Source organism: Roseovarius sp. B-10 (assembly GCF_056859295.1).
Genome location: NZ_JBSXOE010000038.1, coordinates 16664 through 33170 on the forward strand (window position 1 = coordinate 16664; position 16507 = coordinate 33170).

13 protein-coding genes are annotated in these 16507 nt (G+C 63.2%); 12 read left to right on the forward strand and 1 reads right to left on the reverse strand.

Annotated elements, in window-relative coordinates; all coding sequences use genetic code 11:
• Nucleotides 1-102 precede the first annotated feature (102 nt).
• From AC13D8_RS14890 to AC13D8_RS14945, 12 genes are all read left to right on the forward strand, one after another.
• Nucleotides 103-870: an ABC transporter ATP-binding protein gene (locus AC13D8_RS14890; protein WP_482969476.1), complete on the forward strand. Its 768-nt coding sequence runs from the start codon at nucleotides 103-105 to the stop codon at nucleotides 868-870.
• A complete protein-coding gene (locus AC13D8_RS14895; protein ID WP_273249490.1) occupies nucleotides 870-1571 on the forward strand; it encodes an ABC transporter ATP-binding protein in 702 nt (233 codons plus the stop codon). Before AC13D8_RS14890 ends, AC13D8_RS14895 begins: the two co-directional genes overlap by 1 nt.
• A 32-nt stretch (nucleotides 1572-1603) precedes the next feature.
• A complete protein-coding gene (locus tag AC13D8_RS14900; protein WP_482969477.1) occupies nucleotides 1604-2803 on the forward strand; it encodes an ABC transporter substrate-binding protein in 1200 nt (399 codons plus the stop codon).
• A 56-nt stretch (nucleotides 2804-2859) separates the two neighbouring features.
• The gene (locus AC13D8_RS14905) at nucleotides 2860-3717 is read left to right on the forward strand and encodes a branched-chain amino acid ABC transporter permease (protein ID WP_273249441.1); all 858 of its coding nucleotides are present in this window, start codon (nucleotides 2860-2862) and stop codon (nucleotides 3715-3717) included.
• Nucleotides 3717-4673, forward strand: a complete 957-nt coding sequence (locus AC13D8_RS14910) for a branched-chain amino acid ABC transporter permease (RefSeq protein ID WP_482969478.1) — start codon at nucleotides 3717-3719, stop codon at nucleotides 4671-4673. Before AC13D8_RS14905 ends, AC13D8_RS14910 begins: the two co-directional genes overlap by 1 nt.
• The gene (locus tag AC13D8_RS14915; RefSeq protein WP_482969479.1) at nucleotides 4670-5833 is read left to right on the forward strand and encodes an acyl-CoA dehydrogenase family protein; all 1164 of its coding nucleotides are present in this window, start codon (nucleotides 4670-4672) and stop codon (nucleotides 5831-5833) included. Before AC13D8_RS14910 ends, AC13D8_RS14915 begins: the two co-directional genes overlap by 4 nt.
• A gap of 4 nt (nucleotides 5834-5837) precedes the next feature.
• On the forward strand, nucleotides 5838-6854 hold the full coding sequence (locus tag AC13D8_RS14920) for a zinc-dependent alcohol dehydrogenase family protein (RefSeq protein ID WP_482969480.1): 1017 nt from the start codon (nucleotides 5838-5840) through the stop codon (nucleotides 6852-6854).
• A gap of 65 nt (nucleotides 6855-6919) precedes the next feature.
• Nucleotides 6920-8398 carry an acyl-CoA synthetase gene (locus AC13D8_RS14925; protein ID WP_482969481.1) on the forward strand — a complete coding sequence of 493 codons (1479 nt, stop codon included), beginning with the start codon at nucleotides 6920-6922 and terminating at the stop codon, nucleotides 8396-8398.
• Nucleotides 8399-8944: 546 nt separating this feature from the next.
• Nucleotides 8945-9685: a hypothetical protein gene (locus AC13D8_RS14930; RefSeq protein ID WP_482969482.1), complete on the forward strand. Its 741-nt coding sequence runs from the start codon at nucleotides 8945-8947 to the stop codon at nucleotides 9683-9685.
• A 271-nt stretch (nucleotides 9686-9956) separates the two neighbouring features.
• Nucleotides 9957-12698, forward strand: a complete 2742-nt coding sequence (locus AC13D8_RS14935; RefSeq protein WP_482969681.1) for an MFS transporter — start codon at nucleotides 9957-9959, stop codon at nucleotides 12696-12698.
• Entirely contained in the window at nucleotides 12695-13690 is a 996-nt protein-coding gene (locus AC13D8_RS14940) for an ABC transporter substrate-binding protein (RefSeq protein ID WP_482969483.1), read from the forward strand. The genes AC13D8_RS14935 and AC13D8_RS14940 overlap by 4 nt, the downstream gene beginning before the upstream one ends.
• A 647-nt stretch (nucleotides 13691-14337) precedes the next feature.
• Entirely contained in the window at nucleotides 14338-15603 is a 1266-nt protein-coding gene (locus AC13D8_RS14945; protein ID WP_482969484.1) for a hypothetical protein, read from the forward strand.
• Between the two features lie 452 nt (nucleotides 15604-16055).
• Here the strand turns inward: AC13D8_RS14945 and AC13D8_RS14950 are convergent, their stop codons facing one another.
• Nucleotides 16056-16352 carry a hypothetical protein gene (locus tag AC13D8_RS14950; protein WP_482969688.1) on the reverse strand — a complete coding sequence of 99 codons (297 nt, stop codon included), beginning with the start codon at nucleotides 16350-16352 and terminating at the stop codon, nucleotides 16056-16058.
• Nucleotides 16353-16507 lie beyond the last annotated feature (155 nt).

A 16507-nucleotide genomic window follows, 5' to 3' on the forward strand; every position in this document is an offset into this window, starting at 1 on the left:
AATCGAATTTTTGGAACGCGAGAGTGAATCTTTGTATTTTTTCCGACCCGCGTTTCGTGGGTAGCTTCGACAGGCCGCGGGGAGGTGGCAAGGGAGGATCGCATGACAACCGCCGTTCTGAAGGTGGACAGGCTGTGCAAGTTTTTCGGCGGCGTGCGCGCCGTCAACGATCTCAGCTTCGAGGTGCGGCAGGGGGAAATCCTCGGCCTGATCGGCCCCAATGGCTCGGGCAAATCGACCACGGTCAATGCGCTCGCGGGGATATATCCAGTGACTTCGGGCGAGATCCTCCTGGCGGGTGGGCATATCCAGGGCCTGCCGGAATACGAGCGGGTGGCAATGGGGCTTGCCCGGACCTTCCAAACCGCCAGCATCTTTCCCGAGTTCACCGTGCGCGAGCAGGTCACACTCGGCTGCAACGCAACGCTGCAATCACATCCGCTGTCGTCCGTCTTCGGTATCGGTCGGCATCCGGGTGAGGACGAGGCCGTCGCCGCGCGCGTTACGGACATCCTGGAAATCACCGCGCTCGATGCCGTGGCCGACGCGCCCGTGGGCACCATCACCGCCGCGCAGCAACGCTTTCTCATGATTGCTACCGCGCTTGCGTCAGAGCCCAAGGTGATCCTGCTCGACGAGCCTGCAGCTGGGTTGGTCAGCCACGAGCGCCGTACGTTGATCGATCTTATCGTGGCAATCCGGGACAAGGGCATCTCGGTGCTTGTGATCGAGCATCATATGGCCCTCATCATGGAGGTCTGCGACCGTATCGTCGTGCTCAATTTCGGTTCCATGATCGCCGAGGGGACGCCTGAGGAGATCCGCAACGACAAGGCCGTGATCGACGCCTATCTTGGTGAGGCGGCGTGATGCTGGCGGTTGATGATCTGCGGGTGAGCTATGGCCCCATCGAGGTGATCCACGGAATCAGTCTCGAGGTGAACGAGGGCGAATGCGTGGCGCTGATCGGTGCCAACGGCGCAGGCAAGTCTTCGACGCTCAAGGCGATTTGCGGGCTTGTTCCGGCCAAGGCGGGCCGGATCACGCTCAAGGGCCGCGACATAACCAATCAACCAGGGCACGCAGTCGTGCGCGCAGGCATCACAATGTGTCCCGAGGGACGGCAGGTCTTCCCGCAAATGAGCACGGTGCAGAACCTGCGGATGGGTGCCTATGCCCGCCGCGACTCCGAGCAGGCCGCCGATCTCGAAGAGATGATGGACATGTTCCCCATCCTGCGCGAGCGCGCGCATCAGGCCGCCGGCACACTCTCGGGCGGCGAGCAGGAGATGCTTGCCATTGCCCGCGCGCTCATGGCGCGGCCCGATCTTCTGATCTTTGACGAGCCGTCGCTGGGCCTTGCGCCCAAGATCGTGGCGGAGGTCGGCGAAACGATCGCCCGGATCAAGCGGATGGGCAAGACCATCCTGCTGGTGGAGCAGAATTCTGCCATGGCGCTGCGGCTGGCGGACCGTGCCTACCTCTTCGAGGCCGGCGAGATCGTGTTGAGCGGCACAGGCGAGGAACTGCAATCACATCCGGAGGTGGCCAAGGCCTATCTCGGCCACTGACCGGCACGTAACGACCATAGGGAGGAGAGACCATGAAACTTTTGACCATGACCACGGCGCTCGCGCTGGCTGGAACAACCGCCCTCGCGGCGGAAAAGACCCTCGATATTGGGGTGAGCGACGCGCTCACAGGCGGCGCGGCGGTCTATGGCCTGCCGCAGGCCAACGCGGTTCAGATGGCCGCAGAGGAGATCAACGCCGCTGGCGGAATCGAGGTGGGCGACGACACGTACACGCTCAACGTCATCGCTTATGACGACAAGGCCAACCCGACCGAGGCCTCCAATGCCGTGCGCAAGCTTCTCGACCGTGATGGCGTGAAATTCATCCTCGGCTTCTGTTGCTCGGGCGCCACGGGTGCGGTGGCCTCCTTCATCGAGTACGAGGATGCTGTGATGCTCGTGGGCAACGCTGCCGAACGCTCGATCACCACCCGCGAGATTCCCAATCTCGTGCGTACGCGCCCTCCGGCGGATTACACCGGCGCTGCGGCGGGCACTTTCGTGGCCAACAAGGGGCACAAGCGCGTGGCGGTTCTCGGCGCGCTCGATGTGGGCTTTTACGCCAGCTACGTGGACGCCTTCGAGAAGGAATTGAACGCCGCGGGTGGCGAGATCATCACGCGCGAGGCCTTTGGCCTCAAGGATCGGGACATGACCCCGCAGCTCACCAAGATACGGGAACAGGACCCCGACGCCATCCTCGTGGTGGGCTATGTCGAGCCCGCAGCCTTCATTTACCGCCAGGCGGTCGAGCTCGGCATCGACGTGCCGCGCTACGGCTTCACCTCGGGGTCTGAGGAGCAGTTCCTGCGCGTTGCCACCTCGGAGCAGATGGAAGGTGTATGGGACCTGCGTCCGACCGAGCTGACACTGTTGTCGGCGACCGAGAACGGCACCGCGTATCATGCCAACTATTCCGAGAAATTCGGCATCGCGCCTTCGCCAAGCTCGCCTTACGCCTATGACCAGACCTACGCGCTCAAGGATGCCATCGAGGCGGCGGGCACGGTCGAGGATACCGAGGCCGTGGCCGCGGCGCTGCGCGAGTTGCCGGTCCCTGACGAAGTGGTCATGCAGTACCTGCCTGTGGACGGCAAGATGTTCGACGAGAACGGCCAAGCCTATACCTCGAATGGCGCCTTCCAGTGGCAGGACGGCAACTGGGTCTTCGTGCAGGATCTGCCCTCGGATGCGGCGGCCTATTCCGCCTTCCTTAGCACGATCGACTGATCCTCCCCGGCGGCGCGGGGAGGATTGCCCCGCGTCGCCAACAACAGGCGACCGACATGATCGAGATCCTTCAGCAAATCATCAACGGCATGGCCATCGGCGGAGTCTACGTGCTCATCGCGCTGGGCCTGACCACCGTGTTCGGCATCCTCGGCATCGCGCATTTCGCGCACGGCTCGGTGTCGATGTTTGGTGGCTATCTCACGTTCTTCCTCGTCTCGGCGCAGGGGCTTCCGCTGGCGGCGGCCATCGTGATCGCGCTCGCCACGGGTTTCGTCCTCGGCTTGCTGATCGAATTGCTGGCCTATCGCCCGGTGCGTGGCGCAAGCCATATCAACGCCTTCATCGTGGCCCTGGGACTGACGATGATGGTGGAGGGGCTCAATCTCGAATTCTTCGGTCATGAACAGGTGGTGATCCCCACCGATTTCAACCGCGTGTTCGAGTTGGGGGGCGTCACCATCCCCGAGTTGCGGCTCTACGTGATCCTTGCCGCGGCCCTGTTGATCGCCGCGATGACGCTCTTCGTCGAAAAGACCAAGACCGGTCAGGCGATCCGCGCCGTTGCGGAGAACCGCGACGCCGCGATCCTGATGGGTGTCAACGTCAACACGATCCCACTCGTGGTATTCGCGATCTCCACCATGCTCGGGGTCTGCGCGGGCATCATGGTGGGCGCGCTGTTCGCCATCGCGCCGGGCATCGGCGAGGGTCTGGTCATAAAGGGCTTCGCGGTCCTCATTCTCGGCGGGCTCGGCTCGATCCCGGGGGCCGTGATCGGCGGGCTGGTCCTCGGTATCACCGAGGCGCTGGCCGCCGGGTTCCTCTCGTCGGCCTACAAGGACGTGATCGCCTTCGTGGTGATGATCACGGTGCTTCTGGTGCGCCCGCAGGGCCTGATGGGGAAGGCATGATGACACTCCGTCCCACACACGCGCTCTGGCTCGCAGGCCTTGTCGGCTTTGCCCTCCTGCCGCAGTTCATCGAGGTCAAGTACTACCTGCACCTGTCGATCCTCGCCCTGATCTGGGTGATCGCGGCTCAGGGGCAAAACCTGATCCAGGGCTATACCGGCTATGTCTCTATCGTGCAGGCCGGGTTTATTGGCATCGGGGCCTATTCCACCGCGCTCATGGGCATCCATTACGACCTGCCTGTGTGGCTCACGATCCTTCTGGCCCCGCTTGTCACCGCCGCCTTCGCGGTCGGCGTCGGGTATCCCAGCCTGCGGGTCAAGGGGCACTACTTCGCCATCGTCACGCTGGCCTTCAACCTCGTGATCTTCATCGTCCTGATGAACTTCACCGAGTTGACCGAAGGCGAGGCTGGCATCACAGGGATCCCCAAGCCTGGCAGCCCGGACGGCTGGCTCAACTGGCGCGACCGCGAGACCTATTACTATTTCGTTCTGATCGTCGCCGCGCTGATGACCGGGCTTGCCGCGCTCATCGTGCGCTCGCGCATCGGCCAGATCCTCGTGGCCATCCGCCAGAACGAGGACCTCGTCGGGGCGATCGGCATCTCGGCGTGGAAATACAAGCTCTTCGCCTTTGTCACCTCGGCGATGTTCGCGGGGCTCGCGGGCGCGATCTATGCGCATTACCAGAGCTTCATCAATCCAGAGATTTTCGGCGTGGCGCAATCGCTCGACGCCATTCTCGCCGTGATCATTGGCGGATCGGGCACCATCGCGGGGCCGGTGATCGGGGCATTCTTCGTTGTGTTCCTGCCCGAGTACCTGCGCTTTGCCGACAGTTTTCGCCTGATCATCTACGGACTCGTTCTGGTGCTGGCGACGATCTTCATGCCGCGCGGTATCGTCGGGGTGGCGACGAGCGTCGCTGACTGGCTGCGGAGGCGGCGGGCGTGATCGGGCAGGCAGACGAGACGGCCTTCCTCGATCAGGTGGCGGATTTTGCCGCAGGGCCGGTGCGCGCCGGGGCACCGACCTGGTCGATGGGCGAAAGTCCTGCGCCGAGCCTGTTCTCAGAGGCCGCACAAATCGGCCTTCTGTCCATGTCGATCCCGCCGGAACATGGTGGCGCGGGCTTTCGCTTCGCTACACTGGTGCGCGCCTGCGAGCTTCTAGCGGCGGAGGATTTCGGCTTCGCCATGTCGCTGGTGAATACCCACAATGTCGGCCTGCGCCTCTGCCGCTCCGCCCCGCCCGACCTCATCGCGCGGCACCTGCCGGGGCTCCTCTCGGGCGAGACCGCCGCCTGCACGGCACTGACCGAGCCGGGTGCTGGCTCGGATTTCGCCGCCATCACGGCCCGTGCCGAACCCGAGGACGGGGCCTGGCGGCTATCGGGTGAAAAGACCTGGATCATCAACGCCCGCCGCGCCGCGCTGGCCATCGTCTTCGCCCATTGTGGCGAGATGGCAGGCGCGCGCAGCATCGGCGGCTTCGTCGTGGACCTTACGCAGCCCGGAGTGGCTCGCCACGCCATCGACTGTGCCTTTTCGCAGACCTCCATGGGCACCGGGGGGCTCACCTTCGACCGGGTCGTCCTGCCGCCCGAGGCGTTGATCCTGCCGCCTGGGGGCGCGTTCAAATCCATCATGGTCGAGCTTAATGCCGCCCGCACCTACGTCGCCGCGATGTGCAACGCCATGACACGCGCGGCGCTGTCCGAGGCGACAACCTATGGCAACGAGCGACACAGCTTCGGCAAGCCGCTCGTCGCGCATCAAGCGTGGCGCATGCCCCTTATCGAGGCCGAGACCGATCTCGCCGGGGCCGAGGCGCTGACTGCGCAGGCCGTGATGCAGGTCGAGGCGGGCGAGGATGCGCAGCTTTCGGCCGCCCGCGCCAAGATCGCGGCGATCGATTGCGCGCGGCATCACCTGCCCGGCCTCCTTCACGCGATGGGGGCAGAGGGGCTGCGCCCCGAGCGGTGCTTCACCCGCCACCTCGCCGCCGCGCAGGTGGCGAGCCTGACCGACGGCACCACCACGATGCTGCGCGAGCGTGTCGCACGGCTGACGCTTCCCCGCACCGACAAGACCACCGAGCAGACCAAGGAGTGACCCGATGCGCGTTTTCCAGATCGAGGGCGAGTGGGGGACCCAGAACCTGCGCCTTTCCGAGCGTCCCGAGCCCGAGGCCGGGCCGGGGCAGGTCATCATGCAGATGCGGATGACCTCGCTCAATGCGCGTGACCTGATCGTGCCCGAGCGCGGCTATGGTCGCGCCACAGGGGAGTTGCCGCTGATCCCCGTCTCTGACGGCGTGGGCGAGGTGGTGGCCATCGGGGATGGGGTGACCCGCGTCGCCGTGGGCGATCGCGTCTGCCCCACCTATTTCCAGAACTGGACGGGGGGCGATCCCAGCCCCGAGCGCTTCGCCTCGGCCCTCGGCGGCCCGCTCGACGGCGTGATGGCCGAACGCGTGTGCCTCTCGCAAGAGGGGGTGGTGCGGGTGCCCGACTACCTGACCGATGCCGAGGCCGCCACGCTGCCCTGCGCCGCGCTCACGGCTTGGAGTGCCGTGGCCACCCATGGCCAGACCAGGGCCGGCGACCATCTGCTCATCCAGGGAACGGGCGGCGTCGCGCTCTTTGCGCTGGCCTTTGCCAAGCTGCACGGCGCGCATGTTACCGTGATCTCGTCCAGCGACGACAAGCTCGCGCGCGTACGCGCGATGGGTGCGGACGAGACCATCAACTATTCCGAAACCGAGGATTGGGCCCGCGCCAGCCGCGCCATCACCGCAGATCGCGGAGGGTATGACAACATCATCGAGCTTGGCGGCGCACAGACCCTGCCGCTCTCGCTGCGCGCGGTGCGCCCCGGCGGGACGTTGTCGATGATCGGCGTGCTTTCGGGGCTGACGGTCGAGGCCTCGCTCGGCCTCATCGTCGCGCGGCAGGTGCGGCTCCAGGGTATCACCGTCGGCCATCGCGACGGGTTCGAGGCGATGCTCGCCGCCATGGCGCAGCACGAGGTGCGTCCCGTCATCGGCGAGACCTTCGCCTTCGACGAGCTGCATCCTGCGCTCGACCACCTGCGTGCGGGTGGTCATTTCGGTAAGACCGTGATCGGGTTCTGAGCGCTGTGCCAGAGGTCAATCATCCCTACCAGCCGCGTCATCATGATCCCGGGAAACCGGCCTTCGTGATCTGCGAGACCGGAGAGAGCGTCAGCTTCGGTGAACTGGAGGCTCGTGCCAACCAGGGCGCGCATGTCATGCGGGCGGCGGGGATCGGCATCGGCGACCACATCGCCATCCTGATGGAGAACCGCCGCGAGTTTCTCGAGATATGCTTCGCCGCCGACCGCACGGGCGTCTACTACACCACCATCAGCACCCATCTGACGCCCGACGAGATCGCGTATATCCTGCGCGATTGCGGAGCGCGGATGCTCGTGACCTCGCCCGCGCATGCCGCAACCGTCGCCGCCCTCGGCGATCTGGCGGGCTGCGCCATCCATGTCGTGGGCGGGGTGCCTTGCGGCTTCCACGACTGGACGGGCGCGAGCGAGGCCATGCCCGCGACGCCCATCCCCGACGAGCGGCAGGGCCTCGACATGCTCTATTCCTCGGGCACCACGGGGCGTCCCAAGGGCATCAAGTGGCCGCTGCCTGACGATGCCCCCGGCGGACGCACCATGCTGCTCGACCTGCTGACATCGCTGTTCAGCTATGGCCCCGACACCCGCTATCTGAGCCCCGCGCCGCTCTACCACGCCGCCCCGCTGCGTCATTCGATGGTGACGATCCGCATGGGCGGCACCGCTTACGTGATGCAGAAATTCGACCCCGCCCGCGCACTCGAGATGATCGAGCGACACCGGATCACCCACAGCCAATGGGTGCCCACCATGTTCATCCGCCTGCTCAAGCTGCCCGAGGCCGAGCGCGCGTGCCGTGACCTGTCATCCATGCGCATGGCCGTGCATGCCGCCGCGCCCTGCCCGGTGGATGTCAAGCTGCGGATGCTCGACTGGTGGGGCGACATCATTCACGAGTATTACTCGGGTACGGAAAACAACGGCTTCACCGCTATCGGTCCCGATGAATGGCGGGCGCATCCCGGGTCAGTTGGATGTGCCAAGCTAGGCGTGCTTCATATCTGCGACGAGACCGGAGCGGAATTACCCGTGGGGGCCGAGGGCGAGGTCTATTTCGAGAACGGCCATCAGTTCGCCTATCATAACGACCCGGAAAAGACCGCTGCCTGCACCAATGACCGCGGGTGGACCACGCTGGGGGACATAGGTCGGCTCGACGAGGAAGGGTATCTCTACCTCACCGACCGAAAGTCGTTCGTCATCATCTCGGGTGGGGTTAACATCTATCCGCAGGAGACCGAGGATGCGCTCCTGGGCCATCCATCGGTTCTGGATGCCGCGGTGATCGGTGTGCCCAACGAAGACTTCGGTGAGGAGGTCAAGGCGGTGGTGCAGCTGCTGCCCGGGCACACCGGCTCTGACGCGCTCGCGCAAGAACTGATCGCTCATTGCCGGGCCAAGCTCTCTGCGGTGAAGTGCCCCCGCAGCGTCGACTTTCATGATCACCTTCCCCGCTCGGCCACCGGCAAGCTCTACAAGCGCAAGCTGCGCGACAGCTATTGGCAGCACGCAAGGGGCTGAGAAAAAACCCATTCTTCGTGATCTGTGAGCCGGATTTCGCGTGCCCGCGATCAGCCCTCCGATGCCCCAGTCTCGGTTGCAGGATGTCCTAGGTGGGTGGGTTGTGGCCTTGGCGGGGTTTTCGGACATGCGGCGGGGCGTCGCGCGCATCCTTGGAGGGCCAGCATATGGCAGCGTGCAAAGTCGCTCGCGTTGGATTCGTCGACATGGACCGGGCAAGGCTCCGTGTGCGCGCCACACGCGCGCGGCGATCCATTTCGTGGGGGGAAGGGGCGGAAAACCTGCCAGGCGCACTCCGCGGGCGATTCTCGGGCTCTGTGGGTCCTTGGCAAATCGATCCCGTCAAGGTGTGTGGTTAACCTCTCTCGCGCCGAAAACGCACCTGCCGCCATGACACATTGTTGCGACGCTGGGTGCGTGTATTGAGCATACAATATTCGACGGATCCGTCTGACCCGCATACGCCCTTGCTCACTTGGTCGATGGCATCGGAAGATTACATGCGGGACGACGATCCGCATTGCGAAAGGCCGCGATGCGTTTGACATGTTCCTGCATGCTTTACACAAGGTCTGCATGAGCAAATTCAACTGCTACATCCTGCTTACATGGGGGCCACGGCACGGATACAAGACCAAGGAGCACCCTGCGGCACAGGCGCAATTGCGGAATATCGCGGCGGTCATTCGCGGCGGCTTTCAGCAGAGTAGAGTCGTTATCGCGGCCTCTGATTACACACGCAAGATACATGGTCCCGAAGACCTGCCGGGGCTGTTCCATTATCTTTCCACGGCGCGCCTGCGTGAAGCAGGAACGGGTCTTGTGATGGAGGATTTCAACAGGATTTTCAGGGCCTGCACACCCGAAGGAAAGCGCTTCGTGCTCGAAGCACTCATGGAATACGGCGATCTGCTGACCGATCTCAGAACGAAAATGCGATTCGAGCAGTTTGGCCGTTCAGCGATCTCTCGCCTCGTCCGCGAAGACATGAAGCCGCTCAACTTGGCTCGACGACCTCATCCCGGAAGCCCTGAGAGCAGACGTAACCAGACGGAGCGGGCGCGGGACCGTTCGCGGGCCGCGCGCAAAGCACATTCCGACAAGCTGATGCGGGATCTCCTGGCGCTACGAGACGAACTCGAAGGCGAACAGGGTAAGGTCACGATCGGGGACCTCGTTGATCACGCCAACCGCGCGGGGCTGAGAAATGCGCGGGGCGGGCCGCTGACATACCCGACCGTCGCGCGGGCGCTTCGACGCGGGAAGGGCGGGGCGCCGATGGGCTAAGGCCAGCGGGATACCTCGTCTGGAAGCAAGCAATCTGACCGTTTGGACGGTTCGTTACCGCTCTTCACCCTGGGCCTCTGAGTTTGCCTGAACCGTCGTGGTGGGCGTATTCACCCGTCGCGCAGTAAGACAAATGGGTCGGAGATGGCGGCAGTATGAAAAATGTGCCCCTTGCGTGTGGACCGTCACGTCGCCCGCAGCACCGCAAACCCGTTGCTCGTTCTGACCTTTTTCGTGATAGTGATCCACGGGGAGGACGCTGAGCTTGCTGGTGCTACGACGTATTTTTCCGGCGATTTATTCGGTTGTTGTAGCGTCCCTTCTGGCGTTCGTCGCTCTGGCGGTTCTTCAGTTCAACCAGATCAACTCGGAATTGGAACGCGAGAAAATCAACATTCTCGCCAATCGGGTGGCCGCTCCTTTCGAGTCGGCAGCCACCATCGGGCTTCCATTGTCATCGGTCCGCAACACTGATGTGTTGCTCGAGAGGGCTCGACAAGTCGATAGCGCCATCGAGGGGGCCTTGTTGTTCAGCGCGGACGGCACCCTGTTGGCATCTTCTGCTTCCGCACGTTTCGACGCCACGTCGCTCGGGACATTGGTGCGCAACGGGGCCGGGAGCGGTCGGACGTGGTCAGGTGATAGCGCCGACGGATATTTCGCGGGCGTCCGACTCTTCGGTGTCGACGGCCGTCTCGCTGGCGCGGTCTTGCTGACCTATTCGGGACGCGAAGGCACCGCTCGATCATGGACAATCATCGGCAAACTTCTGTCCACCGTGCTGATCTTCGCCGTTGCCGGTGTCCCATTGATCTGGTTCACCATGCGATGGGCGCTGCACAGCTTGGCGGCGTCCTATGACAGGATCGACGGCGAGCTCAGGGAGATTGATCACCGAAGCTGGCTCGCGCGGCATGCCTTGGACCCGGATCGCGCGCCTTGCTCGAGCCCGTCCGCGACACTCGCGGAGTGGTTTGATCGGGCAGCGTTCGCTTATCGTGAGGCAGTGGATGAAGGCGGCCCAAAGGCCCCTTCCGTGCTGACGCAGCCGGCTGCAACTGACCCCTCCGCTTCGTCGCACGAGGCCATGTGGACTACTCCCGGTTTCCGCTTGCGGCTGGCGTCGGTCCTGTTTGCCTATATCGCGGCTGCCTTCATGGCATTTTCGGTCTTGGTTCTTTTCGCGTTTGAACAGGCCATCGAGCCAGAACTCCAGAACCGCGCCGTCGTCGTGGCGGAGCTGATTCAGGACGAGGTGCAGCGCACTCTCGAACTCGGCATTCCCATATCCGCCCTCGGTGGGCTATCGCCCTATGTCGAAGGCATCCTTCAGGATTTCCGGGAAGTTTCGAGCATCGCCATCCTCTCGGGCAACGGGGAGCCGATCGCGGAGGCAAGCCGCGAGATTGCCTGGAGCGGGCCGTTTGCATCGACCCTCACCACCGCGATTGGCATTGCCGCGGGAACGGCAGAGCTGCCAATTCTATCCGGAAGCGAAGTCGTGGGAACGATCCGGATCGAGGGGAGCGAGGCCCTCGTACATACGCGGGTGCGTGACGTCGTACTCGATGTGTCGATCCTTGCATTCGCAATCTTGCTGATCGGCATGGAGATCGCCCTCGCATACGTCAACGCGTCTGTCTGGAAGCCCTACGTGCAGTTGACGGTTCTTCTTGACGAGCAGCGGCGGGGCAGGTTCCGACACGTGGTGCGCGAACGTGGTCCGGAGGCGGTCCGCCGTCTGGCAGCGCGGCTCAATGCCTATGCCCGCGACGTGGTCGCGCGTCGGTGTGCCCACCGCAACTTGCCCCGGCTGCTGCAAACGTCCGAGAGCGCAGATATTCGCTTGCCACTCTTCTTCTTCGCGCTCGGATCAGAGGTCACCGCTGCGTTCCTTCCCATACTTGCCGGCGGCGCTGCGCGGCCATCCTGGCTGATGGCTGACACGGCAGCGGCTATACCGCTGATTGTCTATCTGATCTGCGTCGGTCTCCTGTCCCCCTTCGTGAGCGCGCTTGGGCGGCGGTTTGGAACGAAATCGCTTTTCCTGGGCTCGGTCCCGATCGCGGTGGTCGCGTTGACCTGGATGGCCATCGGAGAAAGTGTCACGGAGATCTCGCTCGCCCGCGGCCTCGTGGCGTTGGCTTATGCGCTCGCAACGGTGGCCGCGCAGGATTACGCGCTTCGGGCCGAACCGACAGCGTCCCGCGTGACAACGATGAGCGTTTTCGTGGGCGTCATCCTTGGAGGTACCTTCTGTGGGTCGGTGATCGGCGGTGTCGTTTCGAGCCGTCTAGGCTTTTCCGCGGCGATCCTGCTGGGCGCAGTTTTCATCGTCGTGGCGGCTGCAACCTGCATATTGGGGATGCGCGGTTCGGCCGGGGAACCGGGTGCCTTGCAGGTCCGGCGCGCCGAGGGCGCGCGTATGGAGGCCGACAGGCCACGCCTCTTCGCGCTCTTCGTTGGGCTGGCGGTGCCACTTAGCGCGGTCACGGCGGCATTCATATGGTACTACGTCCCCGTCTCTTTGCATGCCGGGGGGCAAAGGCCTGCTGACATCGCCCGTGTGATAATGCTCTATTATCTTGCCGCGATCCTGCTCGGGCCCATGGTGGGCTCTCTTGGTCGCCAGATCGATCGCACGGCGTTTCTGGCGCTGGTCGGCGCGGCGCTCGCGGGGTTCTCTCTGCTCATTCTCAACGGCCAGTCCGGCCCATGGGCAACGTCTGTCGTTGTCCTCGGGGTGGGGGCAGGGCACGCGCTCCTCCGCTCTCCCATATACGCCCTTGCACTTGACTTGGGTGGAGCGTCCACGCGCGCAGTCTCGATCCTGCGTTTCCTGGAGCGCGCGGGCGCGCTGGCCGGGTTAATTCTTGCCGCAGCGCTGAGTAGCATGGGACGGTTCGGGCTGACCGGACCCGTCCTGGGCGTCGTTGTTTTGGGGGGCGCAATCCTGTTCACGGTCACGGACGTGGCAACGGGGCGTGACAAAAAAGAGGGACACCCATGTTGAGACAGTATCTTTTCCTCCTGACCGCACTGATACTTGGAGGAGGGCCGACCCTCTCCAAGGCCGATGATACGGACATTCTGATCGCCACCTGGCGCGGGTGCGAGGCGGCCTGCCGTGGCCTGACGGACTATCTCGAAGCGCTGGACCACCACGTAAACATCCACATGCGAGATGCTGGGCAGGACAAGAACGTCCTTCCTCGAATACGCGACGAGGCGCGAGATCTCGATCCTGACCTGATCGTCAGCTGGGGCACCAGCGTCACGAGAGCGATCGCAGGAGACATGACCCAGCTTGACGATCCTGCGTACAATCACGAGACCCCGCAGGTCTTCATGATCGTCGCCGATCCGGTCGGTTCGGGCATCGTGGACTCCCTCGACGCGACGGGTCGACCGAACTTGACCGGCACCTACAACCGGATGCCGGAGACGGTTACGATCCAGACCATTCAGAGTTACCTGCCGAATTTCGACACGCTGGGCCTGATCTATAATGCGAACGAGCAGAACTCGGTTCTCAAATACCGCGAGCTCGAAGCGCTAGCGGATCAAGAGGGCTTCCGGCTTGTAGCCACGGCTCTTCCCCTTTCGGATGGCGAAACGCCCGAGGTCGAGGATATTCCCGGAAAAGTGCGCGCGCTTGTGCGGGAGGGAGCCGACTTCCTCTACGTCGGAAGCTCGTCCTTCCTGCAGGCCAACAGCGCCATCCTGGGGGCTTCTACGAGGGATGCCGGGCTGCCCCTCATAAGCCCTTACGAGGAGGCCGCCCGTGAAGGAGATGCTCTGATTTCGGTTGCTGCCGATTACTATGAAGTCGGGCGTCTCGCCGGGCAGCAGGTGGAAAAGATCATCGTCGGCGGCACGCGCCCGGGTGATCTGCCAGTCGCCCGCATGACCGACTTTGCGATTACCGTGAACCTCTCCATGGCGCGGGACATCGGGATTTTTCCTCCGGTGGGCCTTCTGCAGATCGCGGAGGTGGTCGAGTGAGAGATCGTCAGGGATCGAACCGGCCCGGCGCCTTTGCAAGTGGCCGTTGCATCTTCGGTTCCCGTCATGCCGGACGTTCAGGGCAGTCCATGCCGACTGCCGGTTGTAGCCACCTGACATCAAGGGCGGCAATTCAAGAGCGGGTGAGCAGAACGCGGTGGGTCGCGAGCGTCATCCGTCCGCTTTGACTCAGGCGTCACGCGCAATGCATCCTCGATGATCCCCGTGCGGAGGAAGGACAACTTGTCATATACTTTCGCATGAGCCGAGCACAGGCGCGCTGAATGCCCGCGTCCGCCCCTACCCCCTCGGATCTGCCCGATCGCAGCCTGTGCGTGGCTCACGCGGCCTCAGGGGCATGCCGAGGGCGGGGCAAACCCCTCGTCGATACGATCCGACAGAGCGGGCCGTCACGCGGCAGAGGGAGGAACGGCGCATCATCCTTCGAATGCAGCGCGGTCCATAGACGACCAGCCTCACATGCCGACGATGACTTCCAATGACTCGCCGGCCCGCAATCGCAGCAGGTTGACATTGCCCGGGTCGGATGGCTAGCCAGCCGATCGCTCACCCAGTGCCTTCTTGCGTCACGGGCGCGAGATGGGTGGTGGCCTCGACGAGAAACGGATGCAATGGTTGGAGGGCGCATGGGGTTTCGTGTCCCGATCACGATCAAGGACTCAGAGAGGCTCGAAGAGCTATCCGGGCGTGACGTCGAATTGGTTTATCCCCTCATCTATGGCGCGGGCAAACAGTCTCGGCACCGGGGTCGCATTCAGCTGGGATCGCCTGTCGATCTGCAGAACTATGAGTTCAGCGCCTGCTTCGATTGGATCGAGATCGGTGTGACGACTCCCGGCGAACATCAGCCCGTGAACATGCACAGTAAGCTCAACAAGCATTGGCAGGGCTGGGCGTTTTCTTCCGTGTTCGTTAGCGGCCCGAGCCGTGAGGAAGGACATTATGTGGGCTCGGAGTTCTATATCAAGTTCCATGATCCCGAGCCGTTCTGGTTGCGCAAATGTCTCGCATGGCTCGTGAAGGAATACCGGATCGCGGTGCCCGGCCCGGACGAGGTCAGGCTGTCCGGCATCGAGGTCTCGCTGGATGTATACCCCGAGCCCCACAGCGATCTGGATGACAGCACCCGCGCGCTGCAGAGAATGGCAATGACATCTGTGTTGCAAAAACACATTGTTGTTCCCGAAGCATTCGAGAAAAAAAACCGACGCCGCCCACGCTTCGTGTTCGGACCCGACGGCAGCGCACGCAAGACGGAATTGTGGAGCGAGAAACCCGGGAGGCTCGACCCATCGCTGCGTGCCCGGGCACATGACGCTGGCATCGACCCCAAAGAGGCATCGCTTCTGCTACCCGAAGCGCATAACGCGGCTTTCCCCGGGGCCACGCTCTATGTCGGGGATCGTGATGAGGTGGTGATGTTGCGGTGCATGGACAAGATCAGCGATCACAGGCTCTCCTCCGATGATTACGAGTCGCTGCCCCCGAAGAGGCGACGATCGCGGGTGGAGTTCGCCCTGCAGGAGAAGCGATGGGAGAGCCCAAAGGGCCCGGCCCAGGTCGGGCTCGCAACAGTGGGTGATATTTCCTCCAAAAGGCTCAGGCGCTTTAACAAGCTCCTGCGCTTCGCCCGACCGGCGTTTCCTCGGGACGAAGAGGACCCCGACAGGCCGGATGAGAGAGAACGAATGATCTTCACGCGGAGCGGGTTTGCAGGACTGAACCGGGCGCAGCGCGTCGGTTACCGGATAAGTAACGGAGGTAAAGAGCCGCAAACCAAGTCGCCGTGGTCGATGGGGTTCGGGGCAGCATTCAGCAAAATCAACTCGCGCGTGGGCAGGGCTCTCGATGGCTTGCAGGAAAGGTGGGCCCGCGACTGGGGAGAAGGATGAGCGCGAAGAGGCAGCGGGTTCCAGTGCCTTGTTACGCAGAATCTTGGAATCTTTTTTGTTGGGTCTGTATGGGAAGTAGCTTCAGTCAATAGGTACTTCCCCCGCATGACTGCCCGAGAGTGGCCTTGCTGCGGGTCTCGGAGCCCTTGCCACGCTGACAAAACCAGCTCATGCGAAAGCACCCGAATCGTGCTCCCCCTATAAGGCCGGCGGGGTAAAAAAAACTGCACGCCGCGGGCAGGGCCGTTTGAGGACACACAGCGCGCGGGACGGTACCTGCAGCCACCGTGTCCTTCGTCGTCACCATGGTTATTCGAACAGATGACGACGAAGAACTTGATGACCGAAAGAAGACACGGTTCGACGCCAATGAGGCTCACGCGCTTCTAGGAGTCGGGTGTCGTGGTTATCACCGATCTCGGCGGTTGCTCGTGCCATGAGCAGCCGCAAGATCACGCATGCTGCTGAGCTGCTCCTACCGCAAGCAGGCATAGCCTGAAGCGTCGTCCGGCGTATTCAGCGAACCAGTCGAGATCGCCGCTGCCGTCTTTCGCCGCCCACGTCAGACGCAGGCGATTGCAGGGCGTAGGTTGCAGCAGATCGACCCGTTTCTCGATGTCGTCAATCAAATCCCATATACTGCTGGTCTCCCAACGATCCCGGCATTGCGCGAATGTCTCGGGCAGCGCCGCTAGATAAATTGCCCCACGTATTCCGACCGGAATGTCATTTTCGACGAGACGGCGCACAAGATCCGATTTCGTGCCGCTCTCACGAAGCTGTAGCTCGATCGTAAAATGGTCGCGGGCATGGCTGCCGCTCGGCCTTGGCTATTCGTTGGTGGTCACGCCCTCGGGTCGGCTACTGCGCCGCTCGGCGAATGCCGAAGAGCGACCATGCACCA